Source organism: Stenotrophomonas cyclobalanopsidis, from assembly GCF_008710035.1.
Lineage (GTDB): Bacteria > Pseudomonadota > Gammaproteobacteria > Xanthomonadales > Xanthomonadaceae > Stenotrophomonas > Stenotrophomonas cyclobalanopsidis.
The window spans coordinates 1-21,299 of record NZ_VYKI01000018.1 but is presented as its reverse complement, the minus strand read 5'-3'; the positions used below and the strand labels follow the sequence as shown (position 1 = coordinate 21,299).

The 21,299-nt window shown below is 66.2% G+C and carries 21 protein-coding genes and 1 pseudogene; 11 read left to right on the top strand and 11 right to left on the bottom strand.

Features of this window, described 5'->3' with window-relative positions; genetic code table 11:
* Positions 1-5: 5 nt before the first annotated feature.
* The 4 genes from pnuC (at position 6) to FJU31_RS13725 (ending at position 2,784) form a co-directional block, all read left to right on the top strand.
* On the top strand, positions 6-563 hold the full coding sequence (gene pnuC / locus FJU31_RS13740) for a nicotinamide riboside transporter PnuC (protein WP_150455299.1): 558 nt from the start codon (positions 6-8) through the stop codon (positions 561-563).
* A gap of 377 nt (positions 564-940) precedes the next feature.
* Positions 941-1,672, top strand: a complete 732-nt coding sequence (locus tag FJU31_RS13735; RefSeq protein WP_150455252.1) for a hypothetical protein — start codon at positions 941-943, stop codon at positions 1,670-1,672.
* A 9-nt stretch (positions 1,673-1,681) separates the two neighbouring features.
* Complete coding sequence (locus tag FJU31_RS13730) at positions 1,682-2,185, top strand: RNA polymerase sigma factor (protein WP_246161344.1); 504 nt, start codon at positions 1,682-1,684, stop codon at positions 2,183-2,185.
* Complete coding sequence (locus tag FJU31_RS13725; RefSeq protein ID WP_150455251.1) at positions 2,182-2,784, top strand: hypothetical protein; 603 nt, start codon at positions 2,182-2,184, stop codon at positions 2,782-2,784. The genes FJU31_RS13730 and FJU31_RS13725 overlap by 4 nt, the downstream gene beginning before the upstream one ends.
* A 190-nt stretch (positions 2,785-2,974) precedes the next feature.
* Here the strand turns inward: FJU31_RS13725 and FJU31_RS13720 are convergent, their stop codons facing one another.
* The 3 genes and pseudogenes from FJU31_RS13720 to FJU31_RS13710 form a co-directional block, all read right to left on the bottom strand.
* A complete protein-coding gene (locus FJU31_RS13720; RefSeq protein ID WP_150455250.1) occupies positions 2,975-3,550 on the bottom strand; it encodes an OmpO family porin in 576 nt (191 codons plus the stop codon).
* A 242-nt stretch (positions 3,551-3,792) separates the two neighbouring features.
* Positions 3,793-4,182: pseudogene (locus tag FJU31_RS13715) on the bottom strand (DUF4291 family protein); the annotation flags it as partial.
* Positions 4,183-4,234: 52 nt separating this feature from the next.
* Positions 4,235-5,431, bottom strand: a complete 1,197-nt coding sequence (locus tag FJU31_RS13710; RefSeq protein ID WP_188115505.1) for an MFS transporter — start codon at positions 5,429-5,431, stop codon at positions 4,235-4,237.
* Between the two features lie 397 nt (positions 5,432-5,828).
* Between FJU31_RS13710 and FJU31_RS13705 the strand changes: the two genes are divergently transcribed.
* Positions 5,829-6,095, top strand: a complete 267-nt coding sequence (locus FJU31_RS13705) for a hypothetical protein (RefSeq protein WP_108763660.1) — start codon at positions 5,829-5,831, stop codon at positions 6,093-6,095.
* 153 nt (positions 6,096-6,248) lie between these two features.
* Positions 6,249-6,911 carry a L,D-transpeptidase family protein gene (locus tag FJU31_RS13700; RefSeq protein ID WP_246161342.1) on the top strand — a complete coding sequence of 221 codons (663 nt, stop codon included), beginning with the start codon at positions 6,249-6,251 and terminating at the stop codon, positions 6,909-6,911.
* Here FJU31_RS13700 and FJU31_RS13695 read toward each other — a convergent pair.
* Complete coding sequence (locus FJU31_RS13695) at positions 6,902-7,759, bottom strand: methylenetetrahydrofolate reductase (protein WP_150455247.1); 858 nt, start codon at positions 7,757-7,759, stop codon at positions 6,902-6,904. The genes FJU31_RS13700 and FJU31_RS13695 overlap by 10 nt on opposite strands.
* Positions 7,759-8,670, bottom strand: a complete 912-nt coding sequence (locus FJU31_RS13690; protein WP_150455246.1) for a LysR family transcriptional regulator — start codon at positions 8,668-8,670, stop codon at positions 7,759-7,761. The genes FJU31_RS13695 and FJU31_RS13690 overlap by 1 nt, the downstream gene beginning before the upstream one ends.
* A 75-nt stretch (positions 8,671-8,745) precedes the next feature.
* Here FJU31_RS13690 and msuE point away from each other — a divergent pair, with 75 nt between their 5' ends.
* The 3 genes from msuE to FJU31_RS13675 are packed head-to-tail and all read left to right on the top strand — an operon-like array spanning position 8,746 to position 11,405.
* A complete protein-coding gene (gene msuE / locus FJU31_RS13685; RefSeq protein WP_150455245.1) occupies positions 8,746-9,357 on the top strand; it encodes an FMN reductase in 612 nt (203 codons plus the stop codon).
* Positions 9,354-10,331, top strand: coding sequence for a DUF1852 domain-containing protein (locus FJU31_RS13680; RefSeq protein WP_150455244.1), 978 nt, complete (start codon positions 9,354-9,356; stop codon positions 10,329-10,331). The genes msuE and FJU31_RS13680 overlap by 4 nt, the downstream gene beginning before the upstream one ends.
* Before the next feature lie 42 nt (positions 10,332-10,373).
* Positions 10,374-11,405, top strand: a complete 1,032-nt coding sequence (locus FJU31_RS13675; RefSeq protein ID WP_150455243.1) for a methionine synthase — start codon at positions 10,374-10,376, stop codon at positions 11,403-11,405.
* Positions 11,406-11,845: 440 nt separating this feature from the next.
* Here FJU31_RS13675 and FJU31_RS13670 read toward each other — a convergent pair whose 3' ends face one another.
* Both FJU31_RS13670 and FJU31_RS13665 read right to left on the bottom strand, forming a co-directional pair.
* Positions 11,846-14,839 carry a TonB-dependent receptor gene (locus FJU31_RS13670; protein ID WP_150455242.1) on the bottom strand — a complete coding sequence of 998 codons (2,994 nt, stop codon included), beginning with the start codon at positions 14,837-14,839 and terminating at the stop codon, positions 11,846-11,848.
* A 180-nt stretch (positions 14,840-15,019) separates the two neighbouring features.
* Positions 15,020-17,671, bottom strand: coding sequence for an excinuclease ABC subunit UvrA (locus FJU31_RS13665; RefSeq protein WP_150455241.1), 2,652 nt, complete (start codon positions 17,669-17,671; stop codon positions 15,020-15,022).
* Positions 17,672-17,795: 124 nt separating this feature from the next.
* Here FJU31_RS13665 and FJU31_RS13660 point away from each other — a divergent pair, with 124 nt between their 5' ends.
* Positions 17,796-18,035: a hypothetical protein gene (locus FJU31_RS13660; protein WP_150455240.1), complete on the top strand. Its 240-nt coding sequence runs from the start codon at positions 17,796-17,798 to the stop codon at positions 18,033-18,035.
* 30 nt (positions 18,036-18,065) lie between these two features.
* Here the strand turns inward: FJU31_RS13660 and FJU31_RS13655 are convergent, their stop codons facing one another.
* A complete protein-coding gene (locus FJU31_RS13655; RefSeq protein WP_150455239.1) occupies positions 18,066-18,503 on the bottom strand; it encodes a hypothetical protein in 438 nt (145 codons plus the stop codon).
* 521 nt (positions 18,504-19,024) lie between these two features.
* Here FJU31_RS13655 and FJU31_RS13650 point away from each other — a divergent pair.
* Positions 19,025-19,390 (top strand): hypothetical protein, encoded by a 366-nt coding sequence (locus FJU31_RS13650; RefSeq protein WP_150455238.1) that lies wholly within the window; start codon positions 19,025-19,027, stop codon positions 19,388-19,390.
* 540 nt (positions 19,391-19,930) lie between these two features.
* Here the strand turns inward: FJU31_RS13650 and FJU31_RS13645 are convergent.
* From FJU31_RS13645 to FJU31_RS19470, 3 genes are all read right to left on the bottom strand, one after another.
* Positions 19,931-20,602 (bottom strand): Ivy family c-type lysozyme inhibitor, encoded by a 672-nt coding sequence (locus FJU31_RS13645; RefSeq protein WP_150455237.1) that lies wholly within the window; start codon positions 20,600-20,602, stop codon positions 19,931-19,933.
* Positions 20,603-20,705: 103 nt separating this feature from the next.
* Entirely contained in the window at positions 20,706-20,933 is a 228-nt protein-coding gene (locus tag FJU31_RS13640; protein WP_425473706.1) for a helix-turn-helix domain-containing protein, read from the bottom strand.
* Positions 20,934-20,990: 57 nt separating this feature from the next.
* Positions 20,991-21,299: hypothetical protein (locus FJU31_RS19470; protein ID WP_246161340.1), on the bottom strand; the 309-nt coding region annotated here is incomplete at its 5' end.

The following is a 21,299-nucleotide window of genomic DNA, read 5'->3' as shown; positions in this document are numbered from 1 at the left end:
GCGTGCTGCTCGAGTGGACTGCCGCGCTGTGCAGCGTGCTCGGCGTCTGGCTGATGGCCCGGCGCCGGTTGGCGGCGTGGCCGGTGGGCCTGCTGTCGGTGGCGCTGTACGGCGCGGTGTTCGCCGAGGCCAAGCTGTATTCGGACACGCTGCTGCAGGTCGCCTTCGGTGGCTTCCTGGTCTACGGCTGGATCAACTGGCGCCAGCATGCCGCCGACGAAGGCAGCATCCGCATCGTGCCGCTGGCGCGTGGCAAGGCGCTGCGCGACGTGGCCATCGGCCTGTGCGGTGGCATCGCCCTGGGCACGGCCATGCACAGCTTCACCGATGCGGCGCTGCCGTGGCTGGATGCGATGCTGACCGCGCTGAGCCTGGTCGGGCAGTGGTGGCAGGCGCGCCGCCACGTGGCGTGCTGGTGGGTGTGGATCGCGGTGGACGTGGTCTACGTGGGCACATACCTGTTCAAGTCGCTGCACGTGACCGCGGCGCTGTACGTGTTCTTCCTGGGCCTGGCGGTGTTCGGCCTGCGGGCGTGGAGTGCTGCGGCGCGCGAGCAGCGGTAGAGTCGAGCTTGCTCGACTGCCTTGCGCGCGCTCATCCACGCATGGCGTGGATCTACTGGTCATGCTATCCACGCATGGCGTGAATCTACTGGTCATGCTATCCACGCATGGCGTGGATCTACTGGTAGTCGCCAACCTTGGTTGGCGCTCCCGCAGCAATCAGGTGCGAGGGGCGAAGTGCGGCCGATTCCAGCGGAAGCCCCCCCCTGCAGATGCTGACGCAGTAGAGCCACACCATGCGTGGCTGAGGAGAACATCCACGCACGGCGTGGCTCTACTGAAGCGCTGGCATGAGAGTACGGCGTGATGAAGATCGATGTCAGGTTTTTCCCGTCGGCGGCGTCTTCAATCATCACTACACGCCGCTTGGAGCCCGCATGCACGCCCCGGACATTGCTGCCACCACCACTCAACCAAGCCGCCGCTGGCCCACCGGCCGCCTCCTGCACTGGCTTGCGCGCAGCGCGGGCATGCTGCGGCGCGCACCGCTGCGGCTGTTCCTGCTGGCGCTGCTGCCGATGCTGGTGGAACTCGTGCTGCAGCTGGGCGTGCCGGTCGCCGGCGTCGTGGTGTCCAAGCTGGTGGTGCCGATGGTATCGATGTGGGCCCTGCTGATGCTGGATCAGTTCGTCCGCGGTGGGCGCTTCGCGCCGCTGCAGGCTGGCCGCCGGCTGCGTGCACGTCCCGCGACGGTCGCGGTACTGGCGCTGCTCTCGGCAGTGGTCTTCGCCGGCCAGGTGGCGATGGCCGGCGTACTGGCCGGGCCTGCGGCCGCGGCAGCCTTCGCCCTCGGTGACAGCGCGGTGCTGGCCACCACGGTCACTCGCCTGCAGATCGCCCTGGTGCTGGCCAGCGGCCTGCCGCTGGGCATGCTGCTGCTGACCACACTGCCGCGTGCGCTGCTGGATGGCATCCCTGCACGTGCTGCCCTGCGCGACAACCTGCGGCTGCTGCGCGAAGGCTGGCGTCCGCTCGGTGCCTACCTGCTGCTCAATGCGGTGCTGCTGCTGGCGCTGCCGTACCAGCCGTGGCTGCTGCTGCCCCTGCTGCTTCTCGGCTACGTATCCTATTGGATCTACCGCGATGTCTTCGCGGACGGCATCGGCTGAGGAGCGCGGGTGGGCAGGACGCAGTCCATCGATATCGCAGAGGTGCTGCAGGCACACTGGCCTCTGCTCGCACGCATGGCCAGCGGCTACGCGCGCGAACCTGCGCGTCGCGACGATCTGCTGCAGGAGATCAGCATCGCCTTGTGGCAGGCGCTGCCGCGCTGGCGCGGCGAAGAAGGCACGCTGCGCGCCTTCATCGCGCGGGTGGCGCACAACCGTGCGATGGATGCACTGGCCAGTGAGCAGCGCCATCGCGGCAGCGCGCTGGACGACCACCTGCCCGATCCCGATGCGGACCCTCAGCAGCAGGCCGCGCGCGCCCAGCAGCAGGGCACCCTGCTGCGGGCGGTACAGCAGCTGCCATTGGGCCTGCGCCAGGTAGTGCTTCTTGCCCTGGAGGGCTTTTCGCAGCGCGAGATCGGCCAGGCACTGGCCCTGGAAGAGAACACCGTTGCCCAGCGCCTAAGCCGCGCACGCCGGCAACTACGTGAGCGGATGGGAGGCACCCGATGAAACCGGTAACCCACAACCCGGAGTGGGGCGATCTGCAGGCCCTGTGGCAGCAGCAGCCAGGCCCGCCCGCGGTGGATGTGGCCGCTCTGCAGCGCGAGGCGGAGCGTCGCAGCCGCTGGATCCGCCTGCGATCGGCCATTGAACTACTGATCACCGTGGTGGCCGTGGCCAACTGCGTCCGCGCCCTGCTCGATCCGCGCAAGCTGATCGCGCATGGTCTGCTGTGGGGCCTGATCGCGTTCGTACTGGCCGTGGCTGGCTGGATCTTCGTGCAGCGGCGGCGACAGTGGCGCAGCCGCGGCCTGGCTCCGGCCGCACTGCTGGCGTTCGAGCGCCAGCGCGCGCGCATCTCGATGCAGATCTGGCGGGTCAACATCTGGCTTTCCCTGGCAGTCTGGGCGGGGTTGGTGTGGATGGCGCTTACCGCAATGCAGGCTGGACCCGATGTTCCCGGTGCACTGCCGCCTCAGACCTGGGCACTGAACCTGTGGTTGAACGGCTCGGTCGTGGTGGTGGCGGCACTGACTGGCGCATGGGCTGGCCGCCGCCGGCAGCGGCGGCTGGACCGGTTGGCCGAATTGGAAGCACAACTGCAGTAGAGCCGCGCCGTGCGTGGCTGAGGAGAGCAGCCACGCGTGGCGGTTCAACTGGAGCGATGGCGTGGGTGTGCCACCGGGCGGGGCGGCGAAGGCAGAAAAAAAGAAGCCCGGCGCGAGGCCGGGCTTCGGGTGGCGTGTGGGAGAGAGAGAGAGCACACGCCGGTAACGCTTTTTACTGCGGTACTGCTTATTACCAGGTGAAGCGCGGGCCCACGAACCACTCGCGGTCGCCGGCCTTGGCCAGCTTCACTTCGCCGCTCAGGCCCCAATTCGGGGTGAACTTGGCGGTGGCGCCGACGCGGCCGTAGAACTCGCCGTCCGGGTTGATCCCGTGCTTCTTGCTGTAGTCCTCGTAGCCGGCCAGCGCGTAGCCTTCCAGGTACGGGTTGAACGCGGTGCGCAGGCCCACTTCGGTGGAGTAGCCGTTGAAGTCCAGGCCGTGCTTCATGTCGAACTTCTGGTACGCAACACGAGCCACCAGGTCGGTGTTCGGTGCGATGCCGTAGTTGTAGCCGGCGCCGATGCGCCACTGGTCAACGTCGTTCTTGAAGGTGTCGGTTTCCTGCTTGCTGTAATCAGCGAAGACCGAGAAGTTCGGGTGCACGGCAACCGAGCCCTTGACGCCCCAGCCATCGGCGTCGCCGCCCTTGGCATCGGTGTTCACGTAACCGCCTTCGACGTAGTTGTACGACAGGCCATCGGCAGCCGATGCAGCGAACGGCAGGGCAGCCAGCAGACCCAGAGCGAGCAGCGAATTCTTGTTCATCGGGGCACACCTTTAATTATTTTTGGTTTCGCCGGCCGCCTGCCCGGGAGAGAGGGAGAGAGAAGAGGCGCTCGACAGGTGTGAATTATCCGTTTGCTGGTGAAATCGACCCTGAATATTGAACTTACCAGTACATGAATGAAGTTGCGGTTCAGGGAACTCTGTCGAGGTGTTGGCGGCGCCATTTCCGTGCGCCCTGGGGAGCGCCGGTCGTCCTGCCAGCATCCAGCGCAGGCCTAACGCTAAGGGTAGACCCGCTCGCGGGGAAGTGCGGACTGCGCTTCCTCCATCCTTCTCTCCTTCACCAGCGCATGGATGGCGTGCGCCTGCGCCGTCACATCGGTGATGCCTCGAATCCATTCACCGACATAGGCACGCACCGCCTCCCTGCCCAGACCTATCTGGATTGCACGGTGGGGTAACGGACGCAGCAGCAGATCGCGCTCGGGATCCCACTGGATGCGCACCGGGGATCGAGCCTTGAGCTGCTCCCACGCCGCCGCCTCCATGCCGGGTTCGGCACGGCTGTCAAAGCCATGGGTCAGCGCCCACTCGAAGCCTTCGCGACGGATGTCGATTGCCAGGATCCGCTTCTGGCCTTCCTCTTTTTCGCCCCGTCCGGCGCGATACATCGCCTTCCTTGGCAGCACGTGGCCAGACGCCACGCCGCTGCATCATGCACGATCATCGCGCGTCAAAGCGCTCCGCGCTGGCCGGCGTTGCGCGTGCCGCCAGCACCAGTGCAGCAGCCGTCACGCAGGCCATCGCCACCCACGCGACACTGAGGTCGCCCACGGTGTCGCGGATGGAACCGGCCACGAACGGCAGGATGCCGCCGACCAGATAGCCCACGCCCTGCACGAAGGACACCAGGATGCCGGCCTTGGCCGGCTGGCTGCAGTGGTCCATCACCAGGATCAGGGTCATCGGGAACAGGCCGCCGATCGACAGGCCGAGCAGGCACATCATCAGCCACGGCGCATACATCGGCGCCACGCCGATCAGCACGTAGGTCAGTGCGGTGGCGGCCAGGAACAGGCCCAGCAGCACGCGGCGGTCATGGAAGCGCGGCGCCAGCCAGGAGACGAGGAAGCCACCGGCCACTTCGGACAGGCTCAATGCCGCCAGCATGAAGCCCGCCTCGTTGGCGCGCACGCCTGCTTCCATCATGTATGGCGCGATCCAGGCCAGGCACAGCGTGTAGCAGCTGCTGGACACGCAGAACAGCGCGACCAGCAACCAGGTGCGGCCGTGCTGCCAGGGACGGAATGCGCTGGGCGTGGCTGCCTTGATGGAGCTGCCGTTGGACGGCACATCGGCATGGCCGCTGTTGGGCAGCCACAGCGCGATGCCAGCGATGGCCAGCACCGCCCAGAACGCCATCGTGCCCTGCCAGTCCAGCCAGTGCAGCAGGGCCGACGCGCTGGCCGCCGCCAACGCCGCGCCGCCCATGATCATGCTCACGTACAGGCCCATCAGCAGATCGACGCGGTGCGGGAAGCGGGTCTTGATGTAGCCGGGAATGAGCGACTGCACGATGCCGATGCCCAGGCCGGCGGCCACGCTGGAGCCCATCAGCCACAGCGGTTCGTGCGAGGCCAGCTTGGCCAGCGCCGAGGCCGCGGTGAGCGCGAGGCCGATGGCCACGCCGCGCCGATAGCCCATGCGATAGACCAGGCCGCCGGCCATGGCGATCAGGCCCATAGCCATCATCGGCAGGCTGGTGAGCCAGCCGATCTGTTCGAAGCTCATGCCATTGCTGGCACGGATGGAATCGGTGAGCAGGCTGACCACGGCCAGCACCGGGCGCAGGTTGAGGCCGACCAGCAGGAGGGCCAGCACCGGGATCAACCCGGGACGCGAAGTTGCAGGTGAATTCATGTAGTACGGCCGCAGGCATGCGGCCGGCTTTCCTTGTTCGATCTGTACGGGGGCCCGGCTGGCAGGCGCCTGGCCGGGCAAGGTTTCGCTGCGATTGGCCGCAGCAGCGTCCTCTTCGGAAAAGGAAGGATGCGCAGGCGCACGATCAACATCGTGCGGGCGGCCAAGGGCGCGCATGATAGCAAACGTGGCCCGCCGCCCGCCCTGCCTGTTACGTCGGCGGGCCTCTGCGCTGGCGATCACCCAGGGCACAGGCATCTGCATTCGCAGCAGATGGACCACGACCATGCGCTCTTCACGGCGCCTGCACGTCGGCCAACTGCAGCTGAAAACCCATTCATGGAACTAACAAAAAGCCCGCTATATTCCAGACTCCCCAGACGAAGGAGGGAATGCAATGACCCTTTCCACGCAGCACCTTAAGATCGCTCGTCCCCTTGGTGTGGCCATCCTGGCCCTGAGCCTTGGCGCTTGTGCCAGCTACAAGGAAGACTTCGCCAAGGTCAATTCGCGTCTCGATGCGCTCGACGTCAAGGTCCAGGGCGCGGCGCAGAGCGCCGAGTCCGCCAACCAGTCCGCACAGCAGGCCAACCAGCGCCTGGACCAGATTGAAGGTCGTGTGCAGCGTCTGGAAACGGCTCCCCGCCGGACTCCGCGCGGCTAAGTTGATGTGGGAGCCAGTGGTCGTCCGCGGCCACTGGTTACCTTGAATCATCGTACTCATCGAAGGAATCCAGCCATCCGTACGTACACGTCCTCCCCAATCCGCACTGCGTGCGCCGCGCTTACCCTCGCGCTCGCACTGTCAGGGGCCGGTGTGGCCAGCGCCAAGGGCAGCAGGGATGCCGCTACGCAACCGGTGGCTGCCATCGATGAACTACCGCAGGGCCAGGAAGTGTCTGACCTGGTGATCGAGCTCGCCGGCTGGATCGTGGCCAGCAAGGACAGCGAAGGCTATCCGTTCGCGATCATGGACAAGGCCGCCGCACAGGTATTGATCTTCGGCAGTGACGGCAAGCTGCGTGGCGCGGCACCGGCGCTGTTTGGGTCGGCCAAGGGCGATCATTCCGCACCGAATGTGGCCAAGGTTGCGCTGAGCGCGATTCCCGGCCACGACCGCACAACCCCCGCCGGCCGCTTCATTGGTGGCTTCGGCCCGTCCGACGACGCCGGCCGTGTGTTGTGGGTGGATTACGATTCGGCGGTCTCCATGCACCCGCTGCCGCCGGGCAGCCCGAAAGAGAAGCGTGCTCAGCGCCTGGCAACGCCAACACCGGATGACAACCGCATTACCCACGGCTGCATCAACGTCAGCCCTGGTTTCTACGAGCAGGTGGTCGCCTCTACGTTCGAGAAGGGCGGCGTGTTCTACGTGCTGCCGGACAAGGACTCACTGGAAAAGACCTTCCCCGGGTTCGCGCAGAGCCGTGCAAACGCCGCGGAGGCGGATGGCGAAGCCACGGCGTCGCGTCATCGCTGACGTAGCCGGTACTGCGCCACCCAGTCCAGCGACGGTGCAATGCCACCGAACGGGAACAGATGCGGGCTGACCTGCCCATGTGTGTCGGTCAGCCCTGCCACCAGGCGGTCCACGAACACATCCGGCCCGGCGGTGCCCAGCAACCGGCCGATCGAGATCCCGTACCGCGCCAGCATCGAGGCGCTGGCACCCACGCCACACATCGCCGCATAGCGCAGCAGCCGGGTGACGCTGGCCGGCCCGGGCACACCCACCAGCACCGGATGGCCGATGCCGCGCGCACGCAGCGCATCCAGCCAAGCCAGCACGAGGTCGGCATCGAAGGCGAACTGGGTGATGATCCTCGGCACCATGCCGCGCGCTTCGATGGCTTGGCATTTGCGTTCCAGTGCCTGCCAGCGCCCGGCAGCGTCCATCACCGGATGGCCCTCGGGGTGCCCGCCCACGGCAACGACCTTGATTCCGGCGCGTTCCAGCAGCCCCGTCTCGATGATCGCCGTGCTGTCTGCAAACGGACCGGCGGGCGTGGCCAGGTCACCGGCGATGAGGAGGCACTGCTCGACACCGGCCTCGCCCACCGCGCGGGTGATGAAGTGCTCCAGCGCCGCGTGCGAACCGATGCGCCGCGCCGACAAGTGCGGCATCGGCTGCAGCCCCAGTTCGCGCACGGTGCGTGCCGCGGCCAGCCGGGCCTCGTCGTCTTCGCTGGCGAGGTAGGGGATCGAGATCGTGGTCCCCGGGGCGATGCGGCCGGCCTCGGCGCGCAGCGCGGGCATGGCTTTCGCACTGACTTCCAGCGAACAGGCATCAATAAAGGCGCGTGCGCCCTGCACGGTTCCTGCAGGCATCACTTGGCCCCGCGCGGCGCGCCGGCGATGGAGCTGCCCCGCGCCAGTTCAACGAAGGCCTGCAGGTAATCGATGGCGGTGTCGGCCTCGCGCGCGCCCAGATAGATCTGCTTGGGAATGCCGTTGGCCCCCAGCCGCACCGGCACCACGTCCATGCGGGTCGCGTACTCCTCCACCAGCCAGCGCGGCATGGCGGCCACGCCGCGGCCGCTGGCCACCATCTGCATCATGATGTCCGTGGTTTCGATGGCCTTGTGGCGGCGCGGGGTCACCCCGGCCGGCAGCAGGAACTGGTTGTAGATGTCCAGGCGCTCGAACGGCACCGGGTAGCTGATCAGCACTTCCTGGGTCAGCTGCCGCGGCTTCACGTACTCCACCTTGGCCAGCGGGTGGTTCTTGGCCACCACCAGCACCTGCTCGTAGTCGAACACGGGCACGAACGTCAGGCCCGGCTTCAACAGCGGGTCGGGCGTCACCAGCAGGTCGATCTCGTAGCCGAACAGGGCGCCGATGCCGCCAAACTGGAATTTCTGCTTCACGTCCACGTCCACGTCCGGCCACGAGGCCAGGTAGGGCGAGACGATCTTCAGCAGCCACTGGTAGCAGGGGTGGCACTCCATGCCGATGCGCAGCGAGCCGCGCTCGCCCTGGGCGAACTGGCCCAGCCGCTCCTCGGCCAGGTCCAGCTGCGGCAGCACCCGGTTGGCCACTGCCAGCAGGTACTGGCCGGCCTGGGTCAGGCGCAGGCTGCGGCCCTCGCGCAGCCAGACGTCGGTGCCCAGCTGCTGTTCCAGCTTCTTCATGCTGTGGCTCAGCGCCGACTGGGTCAGGTTGAGCACGCCGGCGGCAGCGGTCAGCGAACCCTGCAGTTCGACCTGCTGCACGATGCTCAGGTGGATTCGTTCCAGCATGTCGATGAATCCCACTCATGGATGTGTGAAGTAAAACCATTTTACGTCATGGGAAGGCCTGACTAGGATCGGGTCATGCTTTCTCCCCACCGCCCCCTCCGTATCGTCGCCGTCTCCGGCGGCCTGCAGCGCCCCTCGCGGGCCGCCACCCTGTGCGAGCACCTGCTGGACCTGATCGGCGAGCACGTTCCCAGCGAACCGCACCTGGTCGAACTCGGCGAGCTGGCCCCGCAGCTGGCCGGTGCGCTGTGGCGCTCGCAGCTGCCCGCCGCCGCCGAACAAGCCCTGGCCACGGTCGAACGGGCCGACGTGCTGGTGGTCGCCACCCCGGTCTACCGCGGTTCGTACACCGGCCTGTTCAAGCACTTCTTCGATTTCATCCACCAGGACGCGCTGGTCGACACTCCCACCCTGCTGGCCGCCACCGGCGGCAGCGAGCGCCACGCGCTGATGATCGACCACCAGCTGCGGCCGCTTTTCAGCTTCTTCCAGGCACGCACTCTGCCACTGGGCGTCTACGCCACCGACAAGGACTTCTCCGACGGCCGCGTGCATGACGAGGCCCTGCTGCAGCGCGCACGCCTGGCCGTGCAGCGGGCCCTGCCCCTGCTGACGCTGTCCCATCGCCCCGCGCCCGTGCCCGCTGAAACCGCCGACGCCCTCCAGGTAACCGGAACACTGCCATGACTGCCGACAATTTCACCTTCCAGATCACGCGCATCCCGTTCAACGAGGACTACCAGCCGGCCGACGGCACGCGCATCACCACCAACTTCGCCAATCTGGCCCGCGGCGCCTCGCGCCAGGAAAACCTGCGCAACACGATCGGCATGATCAACAACCGCTTCAACGATCTGGCCCACTGGGACAACCCCAGCGCGGATCGCTACGCGGTCGAGCTGGACATCATCTCGGTGGAGATGCACATCGATGGCGATGACGGCAGCGACCCCTTCCCGCTGATCGAAGTACTGCGCCCGACCATCGTCGACACGCACACCGGCGCGCGTACCGAAGGCATCGTCGGCAACAATTTCTCCTCCTACGTACGCGACTACGACTTCAGCGTCGTGCTGCCGGCCAGCAATGAAGGCAAGGCGACGTTCGGCATCCCCGAAGGCTTCGGCGATCTGCACGGCAAGCTGTTCAAGCACTTCCTGGAGTCGGATGCCTACCGCGCCAACTTCAGCAAGGCGCCGGTGATCTGCATCAGCGTGTCCAGCAGCAAGACCTACCACCGCACCGAGAACCATCATCCCATCCTCGGCGTGGAGTACCGCCAGGGCGAGTTCTCGCCCACCGACCAGTACTTCGACAAGATGGGCCTGCAGGTGCGCTACTTCATGCCGCCGGGCAGCGTCGCGCCGCTGGCGTTCTACTTCCAGGGCGACCTGCTGGGCGATTACTCGAACCTGGAACTGATCGGCACCATCAGCACCATGGAAGCGTTCCAGAAGATCTACCGCCCAGAGATCTACAACGCCAATTCGGTGGCCGGCAAGGTCTACCAGCCCAGCCTGAAGCACCAGGACTACTCGTCCACCCGCATCGTCTACGACCGTGAAGAGCGCAGCCAGCTGGCGGTCAAGCAGGGCAGGTTCACCGAAGAGCACTTCATCAAGCCCTACGGCGCCAGGCTTGAGCAGTGGGCTGCCCGCTGATTCAGCGCTTCCCCCTCCCCCAGGACAAAGACCCCGAACACGATGAAGAAACTACTGCCCACCTCCACCGCCGGCAGCCTGCCCAAGCCCTCGTGGCTGGCCGAACCCGAAAAGCTCTGGTCGCCCTGGAAACTGCGGGATGAGGGACTGACCGAGGGCAAGCAGGACGCGCTGCGCCTGTCCCTGCAGGAACAGCAGCACGCCGGCATCGACATCGTCAGCGACGGCGAACAGACGCGCCAGCATTTCGTTACCACCTTCATCGAGCATCTCGACGGCGTCGACTTCGACAAGCGCGAGACCGTGCGTATCCGCAACCGCTACGACGCCAGCGTGCCGACCGTGGTCGGTGCAGTCAGCCGCCCGAAATCGGTATTCGTCGAGGACGCGAAATTCCTGCGCCGGCAGACCGCGCAACCGATCAAGTGGGCCCTGCCCGGCCCGATGACCATGATCGACACGCTGTACGACGCACACTACAAGAGCCGCGAGAAGCTGGCCTGGGAATTCGCGAAGATCCTCAACGAGGAAGCGAAGGAACTGGAAGCAGCCGGCGTGGACATCATCCAGTTCGACGAACCGGCCTTCAATGTGTTCTTCGACGAAGTGAACGACTGGGGCGTGGCCACCCTGGAGCGCGCGATTGAAGGTCTGAAGTGCGAGACCGCCGTGCACATCTGCTACGGCTACGGCATCAAGGCCAACACCGACTGGAAGCAGACGCTGGGCTCGGAATGGCGCCAGTACGAAGAGTCGTTCCCGAAGCTGCAGAAATCCAGTATCGACCTGATCTCGCTGGAGTGCCACAACTCGCACGTGCCGATCGACCTGATCGAGCTGGTGCGCGGCAAGAAGGTGATGGTCGGTGCCATCGACGTGGCCTCCAGCAAGGTGGAGACGCCCGAAGACGTGGCCAACACCCTGCGCAAGGCGCTGCAGTTCGTGGACGCCGACAAGCTCTACCCGTGCACGAACTGCGGCATGGCACCGCTGTCGCGTGAGGTGGCGCGCGGCAAGCTGCGCGCGCTGAGTGCGGGTGCGCAGATCGTGCGCGAGGAACTGGCCGGGCGGTGATGGCGGTAGCGCCGGGCCACGCCCGGCGGCTTTGCATCCGGCTGACCGCAGCCGAGCATGGGCTCGGCTCTACACGAGGTTTCCGCAGCGTCGATCTTGCCCGGTTGCTCGGCTGTAGAGCCGAGCCTACGCTCGGTTGCTCTGCATCCGGCTGACCGCAGCCGAGCATGGGCTCGGCTCTACACGAGGTTTCCGCAGCGTCGATCTTGCCCGGTTGCTCAGCTGTAGAGCCGAGCCTACGCTCGGCTGCTCTGCATCCGGCTGACCGCAGCCGAGCATGGGCTCGGCTCCACACGGGGCTTCCGCAGCGTCGATCTTGCCCGGTTGCTCAGCTGTAGAGCCGAGCCTACGCTCGGCTGCTCTTCATCCGGCTGACCGCAGCCGAGCATGGGCTCGGCTCTACACGGGGCTTCCCACCACGCTAGCGCCGAGCCCCTCCCTCAGTAGTCGTAACTCACGCTCACCCGCAGCGAGCGCGGTGCCTGGCGCACGGTCGCTGCGCCGTACAGCGGGTCAGGCTGGCCCGGGTCCAGCTCGGAGTACGGCGACTTCCACAGCGCCACCTGGCTGTTGAACACGTTGAACACATCCAGGTTGAAGCCCAGTCGGCCATCCGCCGCAGCCGGGCGGTAGGACACGCCCAGGTCCAGCTGCTTCAGCCATGGCAGGCGCCCCTGGCTGCCCGGAGGCGCCGGCTGGCCGTTGTAGAAGTGGTAGGCGATGCCATAGCCGGAGGGATCTTCGAAGTCCGGGCCATACGAACCCAGTGCGCTGAAGGGCGTACCCGAGATCACCCGCACGTTGGCCGAGACCAGCCATTCCGGCGTCAGCTGGTAGTAGCCGTGCAGCTTGAACTGGTGGGTGTGGTCGTTGCTCTGCGGCCCGTTGGTGTGCTCCATCAGCTGGGCGTAATCCCAGGCCTGCGTGGTCGACACCGCGGTCTGGCCGATGCCCGACAGCAGCTGGCCTTCGGTGGTGCCGTAGCTGCGCGACCACGTATAGTCCGCACGGCCGTACCAGCGGCCATCGAACGGATGTTCCAGCGACAGGTTCACCGCGTAGTAGTTGCGCTTGAACTTCGGGAAGCCCATCTCGGCATTGGTCAGCGGCACGCTCACGTAGTTGCCGCCGGTGTCGACCAGATTGAAGGTGTTCGCGCGGCCGGGGTTGATCAGCCAGCAGCTGACCGGATTGCTGTCCTTGGTCACGTTGTAGCCCAGACTGCTGGCCTTGCCGAGCACTGCATCGATATCGCAGTAGTCATCCACACCGCTGCGCAGCACGCGGTAGGTCGCCTTCGCGCCATACACCCAGTCCTGGCCCAGTGCCTTGGTGAAGCCCACGATGAACTCATCCTGGAAGGACGGCTTGATACCGGAGGTGGCCACCGTCTTCGCGTCCGGCAGCAGACCGTAGTTGTTGTTGGACGACACTGCATCGGAGAACTGGGTGAGGTCGGTCGGGTAGCCGTTGCTGTCGATGCCGCCGTAGGTGTAGTAGGTGGACGTCGCCAACGTCGCACCGGCCGCATTGAACGCCGGGTTCAGCGGCAGCGCCAGGTAGTAGCGGCCCACGTTGCCGAACACCTTGAAACGACCGTCGCCGCCGACATCCCAGCTGAAGCCCAAGCGCGGCGCCCATTGCCCACTGGTCTGCTTGATGTAGGCGTCGCCATCGCGGTTGTAGTTGGTGAACTGGTCCAGGCGCAGGCCCAGGTTCAGCAGCAGCCGGTCGGTCACCTGCCAGTTGTCCTCGATGTACTGCGCCCGCTGCGATGCGCGCACCGAGGCCAGTGCGCTGTAGATGTACTGGCGCACGTAGTAGCCGTCCTGGCCATTGCGGATGCCACCGGTGGCCGGCACGCCCAGGCCGGTGTTGATCGGCACGTTCGGGTTCGACTGGCCGTAGATCCAGTAGTAACCATCGGCCGATGCCACAGAGCCACGGTTGAGCGCGCGGGCGTTCTGGTTATCGATGCCCACGGTGATGCTGTGGTCGCCCAGCACATAGTTCGCATCCAGGCGCAGGTTGTTGCTGCGGTTGCCGCGCGCGGGATCGACCAGCAGCGAGGTGGTCTGCGCATTGGTGATCGGCGTGCCACCGTTGAGTGCCGGGTTCTGCAGGTTGGCGCTGTTGATGTAGGTCAGGCTGCCGTCGTAGGCGGGATTGCCGATGTAGTCATCGGTCTTCATCTCGCCGTACTGCGCGCTGACCGTCAGGCGGTCGGTCAGGTAGCCGGTGTACTTGGCCGTCCACAGGTCGCCGCCGGTCTTGGTGGTGTCTTCCTTGCCGCGCTGCGCGCCACGGGTCAGCGTGTCGTAGTCGTAGGCGAAGATGTCGCCGCGGAACACGTTGCGGCTGGAGGCGCCGGTCAGTTCCAGCAGGTGGTTGTCGGTGATGTTCCAGTCCAGCTTGGCGTACCAGCGAGGACGGTTGTACTCATACTTCGAGTAGGAGTTGGTCGCCTCGACGTTCTTGACGTCGGTGCCTTCGCGGCGCTCCAGTTCGTAGGATCCGAAGAAGAACAGTTTGTCTTCGATCAGCGGGCCACCGGCGTAGAGGCTCTGCGTGGTCACCCAGTCGCGGTCCTTGCTCTCCGGCGAGTACAGCGCACCGTCGCCCGGGTAGCGCACGTCGTCCTTGTCCGAGCGGGTGGAGGCCGGTTCCCAGGTGAACTGCCCGCCGTAGTGCCAGTCGTTGGTGCCGCGCTTGCCGACGGCATTGATGACGCCGCCATCGGAGCGGCCGTACTTGGCGCTGTAGCCGCCGGTATAGATTTCCTGCTGGTCGATGCTGCCGTAGGGCAGCGTCAGGCCGCCCAGACCACGCAGCGGATCGGTGCTGTTGAAACCATTGATGTAGTACGCGTTCTCGGCCGCCGACGAGCCGCCGAAGCTGACCAGCTGCGCGCCGGTCGGGCCGGCATAGCTGCCATTGCCACCGTTGCCGACCACGCCCGGTGCAAGCTGGGCGATGGCCTCGGCCGAGCGGCCCAGCGGCAGGCGCTGCAGCTGCTCGGCGGTGATCACCGTGCGCGAATCCACGCTGCTGACGTCGATCGCGGCGGCCGCGCGGTCGGCACTGACCTGCACGCCCTCCAGGCGCGTGACCTCGCCGAACGAGACCTCGGTGCTGGTGCCCACCGTCAGCGCAACGCCCTCGCGGGTCTGCAGCACCTTGCCGTCGGCATCGCGTGCTTGCACCGAATAGCGGCCCAGCGGCAGCTGGCTGATGGTGTAGCGGCCACGCGCATCCACCGTCACTTCACGGGTGAGGCCGGTGTCGCTGCGGACGAAGATGCGCTGCGCCGAAGGAGGCGCGAGGCCGGCGATGGCGCCGGTGGTGGACTGGGCATGCAGTGCGGGGGACGCGGTGGCAAGCAACACCGCCAACGCCAGCAATCGCGGGCGCAGAGAGGAACGAGCAGTCGTCATCGTGGGGCGTACGGGTAGTGGGGGAAGCGCTGCCCGCGCGCCGCAATGGGCGTGTCAGACATTGCACATTCATTAACCCCGCTCGCGCCCCACTGCAGAAATGCCGAGTGGTTATGTGCTGCTGGCCGATGGCCATACCCGGTTGCCCGGCAGGCCACGCTCGGTCATGCAGAACTCAACTCAAGCGCTCCTCGTCAGCTCCTGCGCCAGGAACGGCGCCGTCCTGCTGCCCTTCGCACGCGCGACCTGGTGCGGCGTTCCCTTTGCCACGATGGTGCCGCCCGCCCCGCCTGCGCCCGGCCCGACGTCGATCACCCAGTCCGCCTGCGCCACCGCGCGCATGTCGTGCTCGATCATCACCACCGTGTTCCCCGCCTCCACCAGGCGCTGCAGCTGCACCATCAGCCGGTCCGCGTCAGATGCGTGCAGACCGGTGGTGGGTTCATCCAGCACGTACAGGCTGCGCCCACGCTGGCTGCGCTGCAGCTCGGTGGCCAGCTTGATGCGCTGGGCCTCGCCACCTGAAAGCTCGGTGGCCGGCTGCCCCAGCCGCAGATAGCCCAGGCCGATTTCCTGCAGCAGGTGCAGCGGGCGCGCGATGGCATCCTCTTCGCTGAAGAACGCATGCGCTTCGTCCACCGTCATCTGCAGGACCTCGGCGATGGTGCGCTCGTTCCACAGCACCTTCAGCGTGGCCTCGTTGTAACGCGCCCCATGGCAGGTGGGGCACGGCGCATAGACGCTGGGCATGAACAGCAGCTCGACGCTGACGAAACCCTCGCCTTCGCAGGTTTCGCAGCGGCCCTTGGCCACGTTGAAGGAGAAGCGCCCTGCGTCGAACTTTCGACGACGCGCGGCCGGCGTTGCGGCGAACAGCTTGCGCACGTGGTCGAACAGTCCGGTGTAGGTGGCCAGGTTGGAACGCGGCGTGCGGCCAATCGGCTTCTGGTCCACCTGCACGACCCGCTGGATGGCATCCACATCGCCAGCCAGCCGGCCGCGCGTTGCCTCAATCACCGTGGGGCCATCGGTCGGCGTGCTCTCGGCGGTGTCCTCCACCGGCTCATGGCCCAGGTGCAACAGCATCAGCTCCGGCAAGGCCTGCGCCATCAGGCTGGATTTGCCCGAGCCGGAAACGCCGGTCACCGCGGTCAGCAGGCCCAGCGGCACCTGCGCGTCCACCCCCTTCAGGTTGTGGCGGTGGATGTCGTGCAGTTCCAACCAGCTTTCCGCGCTGCGTTGCCGGCTGGCGGGTGCAGGTACCTGGTCGAACAGATAGCGGGCCGTGCGCGAGTCCGCGATCTGGCGCAGGCCTTCGGGCTCGCCACTGTAAAGAACATGTCCACCGTGCTCGCCCGCCTCCGGGCCCACGTCTACCAGCCACTGCGCGCGGCGCATCAGCTCCAGATCATGCTCGACAACGAAGACCGAGTTGCCGCCGTCGCGCAGCCGGTCCATTGCGTCGTACAGCGCGTTGCTGTCGGCGGGGTGCAGGCCCGCCGAGGGTTCATCGAGCACATACAGCACGCCGAACAGCAGCGAGCTCAGCTGCGTGGCCAACCGCAGGCGCTGCAGTTCGCCGGCAGACAGCGTCGGTGTTGCGCGATCCAGTGACAGATACCCCAGGCCCAGGCCACGCAGCTGGTGCACGCGCGCCATCACCCCGCCCGCAAGCCGCTGGGCGGCCAGCTGCTTTTCTTCGGACAGTGCCGACGTACGCCGCGCATCCGGTGCTGCCGCGTGGCTTGCACGGCCAGCGGCCGCCCGTTGGCGGCGATCGCGACCGGTAGCGGTGCGGCTGGTGCCTGCGCCCGGGTTGTGCGCGCTGAAATCCCCCGCCGCAATCGGATCCAGCAGCTCTGCCAGCTGATCCAGCGGCAGCCGCATGAACTCGCCGATATCCACGCCTGCGAAGGTGACCGAGAGGGCTTCGGGCTTGAGCCGCTTGCCCTCGCAGGCCGGGCACAGCCTGCCTTCCATGTAGCGGGACACGCGCTTGCGCATCAGCGCACTCTGCGTGTTGGCAAACGTGTGCAGCACGTAGCGTCGCGCGCCGGTGTAGGTGCCCATGTAACTGGGCTCGAGCTTGCGCTTGAGTGCGGCACGGGTCTCGGCGGGGGTGAAGCCGGCATAGACCGGTACGCTCGGCGCTTCCTCGGTGAACAGGATCCAGTCCCGGTCCTTCTTCGGCAGTTTCTTCCACGGCACATCGATGTCGTAGCCCAGCGTGACCAGGATGTCGCGCAGATTCTGGCCGTGCCAGGCCGGTGGCCAGGAGGCGATGGCGCGCTCACGGATGCTGAGGGAAGGATCGGGGACCATCAGCGCCTCGGTCACCTCGTACACGTGGCCAAGGCCGTGGCAGGTGGTGCAGGCACCCTGCGGCGTGTTGGGCGAGAAATCCTCGGCGTACAGCATGGGCTGCTTGGCCGGATACGTACCGGCCCGCGAATACATCATGCGCACCAGGCTGGACAGCGTGGTGACACTGCCCACCGATGACCGCGCGTTGCTGGCACCGCGCTGCTGCTGCAGCGCCACCGCAGGCGGCAGACCATCGATCGCATCCACATCGGGCACGCCGGCCTGGTCGATCAGCCGCCGCGCATAGGGCGCGACGGACTCGAAGTAGCGTCGCTGCGCTTCCGCGTAAACGGTACCGAAGGCCAGCGATGACTTGCCGGAACCCGAGACGCCGGAGAACACCACCAGTGCGTTGCGCGGAATGGAGACGTCGACATTCTTCAGGTTGTGCTCGCGCGCACCGCGGACCTCGACGCAACCGCTGGTGGCGGCAGCGCATGACGACTCGCCAAAAGGAGTGTTGGACATCGTTGCTATCCTGCAGGCAGTGAGCGGCCCGCTTCAGCGCGTGCCCGGTGCCCTATTCTCGCTGCTGTCGGGGTGAGCGGAGGTGACGGTTGGTCCCGCGTCCACAAGGTGGTACAAGACACGCATGGACAAGAAATACTGGTTCACACGGAAGCGATACGGCTGGGGCTGGGGCTTGCCCTGCGCCTGGCAAGGCTGGGTGGTTTATACCATTGCACTGGTTCTGCTGTCGGCGGGTCCTATCCTGTTCTCCCCGATCCAACGGCCCGTGGCATTCCAGGTGTACACGTGGGCGGTGATTCTGGTGCTTGTGCTGGTCTGCTGGCTGAAAGGCGCGCCGCCGGGGTGGCGCTGGGGGAAGTAGTGGGCGGCAGACGCGCATCGCCAACATGAATCAGCTCGCCAGATCTGCAACCGCAAATCCAAATGCCACGACACCCGCACCCAAGGGAAGATAGGTCACCCACACAGGGCTGCCCTGGCCCAGCGCGAACGCAACAAATCCCTCTTTCAGCCTGCGACCAGAGAGAAGCGAAACAACGGCAATCGCAAGCAGGGGAAGCACGGATGCCAGGCCGAAGCCCCAGAGGAGTGGCCGCCAATCCGTATTCGCGAAACCACCTAGCGGGTAGAGCGCCACGCCAGAAAAGAGGCCGACAAAGAACAGTGCATTCGCCGTCCAGATGGACGCACGATGCTCGCGGCCGAGGCGCTGGCGGGATTTACCTCTGTAGCCGCCAGGCAGATTGCGCGACCAGCGCGCGACCAGCGACGTGGCGAGCATTCCGCCCATCACCCCGCTGATGGCAGGGCTGATCGAATCAAACTCCATTGCCGATCCACTCCTTGGTCGCACGGACCATTGGGCCCAAGCGTATCAGCTGCCAGCGCGTACCCCGCGCGACCGCCAGACATGTCGCCATCGACCGGCAGTGGCGCCCGTGGCCTGCCCGGCAACCTCGACGCATGTCGCATATTCCCCACACCCCGGCGGGCCTTGCGGCGCCTACCTCTGGCGCGACTTAACAGCGTGCAAGAATGCCGAAAGCGTCTTGCGTCGGACGGGTTTGCAACTCGTCTGATAGGCGCGGCGCAAGCAAGCGAGTACAGATGACGTGCCACCGACAACGGGTGGCCGGGCATCGAAAACCCGTGACACTGCGTAAGTTGTTTACGCTTGCCGGTCGGCGTCACTCCACGTGGCGCCGGCCGGCAATCCGTCTGCCGGCTATGGCGGGCGGAGCGTGGAGGCCTTGTGCCTGCCGGTCTTGCGCAATGTCCCGGTTTTCGAGCCACGTCTCCGCCCGCCACCTTCGTGTGGCGGCTACCGACTGTCTGCACGGAGCTCTCGCCATGACCACACCGAAGTTTCCCGCCCACACGCCTGCCAACAATGAAGACGACGACAGCGACATCCCACCCACCCGCCCGGGCAGCGCCTTCATCAACGCCCTGAAAGACATCGGCTGTGGTGCCGCCGCCGATGGCCAGCCGTGGCCCGAACCGGACCTGCGCATCGGCCGCCGCATTGCTCTGGCCGATGTAGATTGCGCACGCGCCGGCCTGACCATCGCCCTGGAAATGCTGCTGGCAGGCGAACGCATCCGCCAGAACGGTCCGGATGAGGATTACCCCGGCGACCGGGTGATGGAAGGTCTGATCATGGCCTGCATGGCCATCAATGGGCAGGCCAGCGCGCGCATGCGTCCGCAGGAATGACGCGCGGTGCAGGCAATGCGCCGGGCATGGCCCGGCGCTACCTGTGCGATTCCCGCAGTAGATCCACGCCATGCGTGGATGGGCCACGCGCGGTGCCGGCATTCCGCCGGGCATGGCCCGGCGCTACCTCTGCGATTCCCGCAGTAGATCCACGCCATGCGTGGATGGGCCACACGCGGTGCCAGCATTCCGCCGGGCACGGCCCGGCGCTACCTCTGCGATTGCCGCAGTAGATCCACGCCATGCGTGGATGGGCCACGCGCGGTGCCGGCGTTCCGCCGGGCACGGCCCGGCGCTACCTCTGCGATTCCCGCGGTAGATCCACGCCATGCGTGGATGGGCCACGCGCGGTGCCGGCATTCCGCCGGGCATGGCCCGGCGCTACCTGTGCGGTTGCCGCAGTAGATCCACGCCATGCGTGGATGGGCCACGCGCGGTGCCAGCATTCCGCCGGGCACGGCCCGGCGCTACCTCTGCGATTCCCGCGGTAGATCCACGCCATGCGTGGATGGGCCACGCGCGGTCATGCATTCCGCTGCCTCACTCGCAAAGCGCGCTGTCTTCCGTCAACGCAGCATCATCCAGCGGGCGCAGCTGCTCGATCTGCTCACGTTCTGCAGCCGTAGGCTCGCCCAGCCACCACACCCGGCAGCGCGCGGTCAGGCGGCCGACCATCTTCGACTGCTCGGGCGAGTACAGCATCGCCAGCGCGGTGCCCGGGCAATCGTGGGCCTGGCAGGCGGTATAGAACCACCACGGCTCGCCCTGCAGCACCACCAGCTCGCCCGGCCCACTGGGCCCGCTCAGCAGGCGCTTGCGCAGTGAGGGAATGTCCTTGTCGCTGGCTTCGGCCGCTACGGTGTTCTGCATCAGTGCGTTGAACGCGGCCAGCACCTTCGGGTCCTCGCGGCCGCAGTCGTCCACGGTGTTGCCGCCCACCAGGGTGGAGAAGTGGGTGGCCAGCGGATTGTCCTTGCAGGTGAGTTCCGCGCCGGGGGTTTGTTGTTCCGGCTCGCCTTCGTTGTCCCACACCGAAGGGTCCACATCCTCTTCGATATTCGGTTCGGGCTCGACCACGGCGGCGGCGGCGGGCGCGTCGGTTGGCGTTGCAGCGGCCGGTGCAGGCTCGGTACCCGGCTGCGGTGCCGGGGCCTGCGAACACGCGGCCAGCAGCGCGATCATCCATGAGAGGCCGATATGGCGAGACGTCATTCCCTGTCCTTGGGTGTGTAGAGTGCGACGGAGGGATTCTACGTGGTGCGGGCATTCCGCCGGGCATCGCCCGGCGCTACCGACCGGATTGCATCGGCGGGCATCAGATGATGGCCTGCAAGCCCTTGTCAGCGATGATGTTCAGCAGCTTGAGTGCCGGGCCGGCGGGATGGGTTTCCCCTTGCTCCCACTTGCGCACGGTCGATGCCGACGTATGCAGATGAAGCGCAAATACCGGCTGACTGAATTTCAACCGTTCGCGCAGGCGCTTGATATCGGCAGCGCCGAACGCGCGTACCGGCGGGGGACAAATCGCGTCGAACTCGCGCATCGTCACCTTGTTGATCGCGCCCGCTTCAACGAGTGTGGCCAGATCGCCGCGCAGCGATTAAATGATCTTGCTCACAATGCACCTCAGTGCGGCTTGCCTTCGCGCAAAGTCTTTTCCCCAAAACATGCCCGAAACAAGTAGGTCTATCAACGCGCCTCTATGGGCGAAGCGATACATGCCACCGGGCATGGCCCGGCGATACCGTCGGGTTTCACCCGCAAACAAAAACCCCGGCGCGTGGCCGTAATGCTGTTCACTTAAGCAGCCGGGCCAATCAGAATCCGATGCCAGTCTTCTGGCATCGGATTTTTTGTGCCCATCCAACAGCAATTGCTCGACCTTGGTGACCTGTTCAACTTCTCCGAC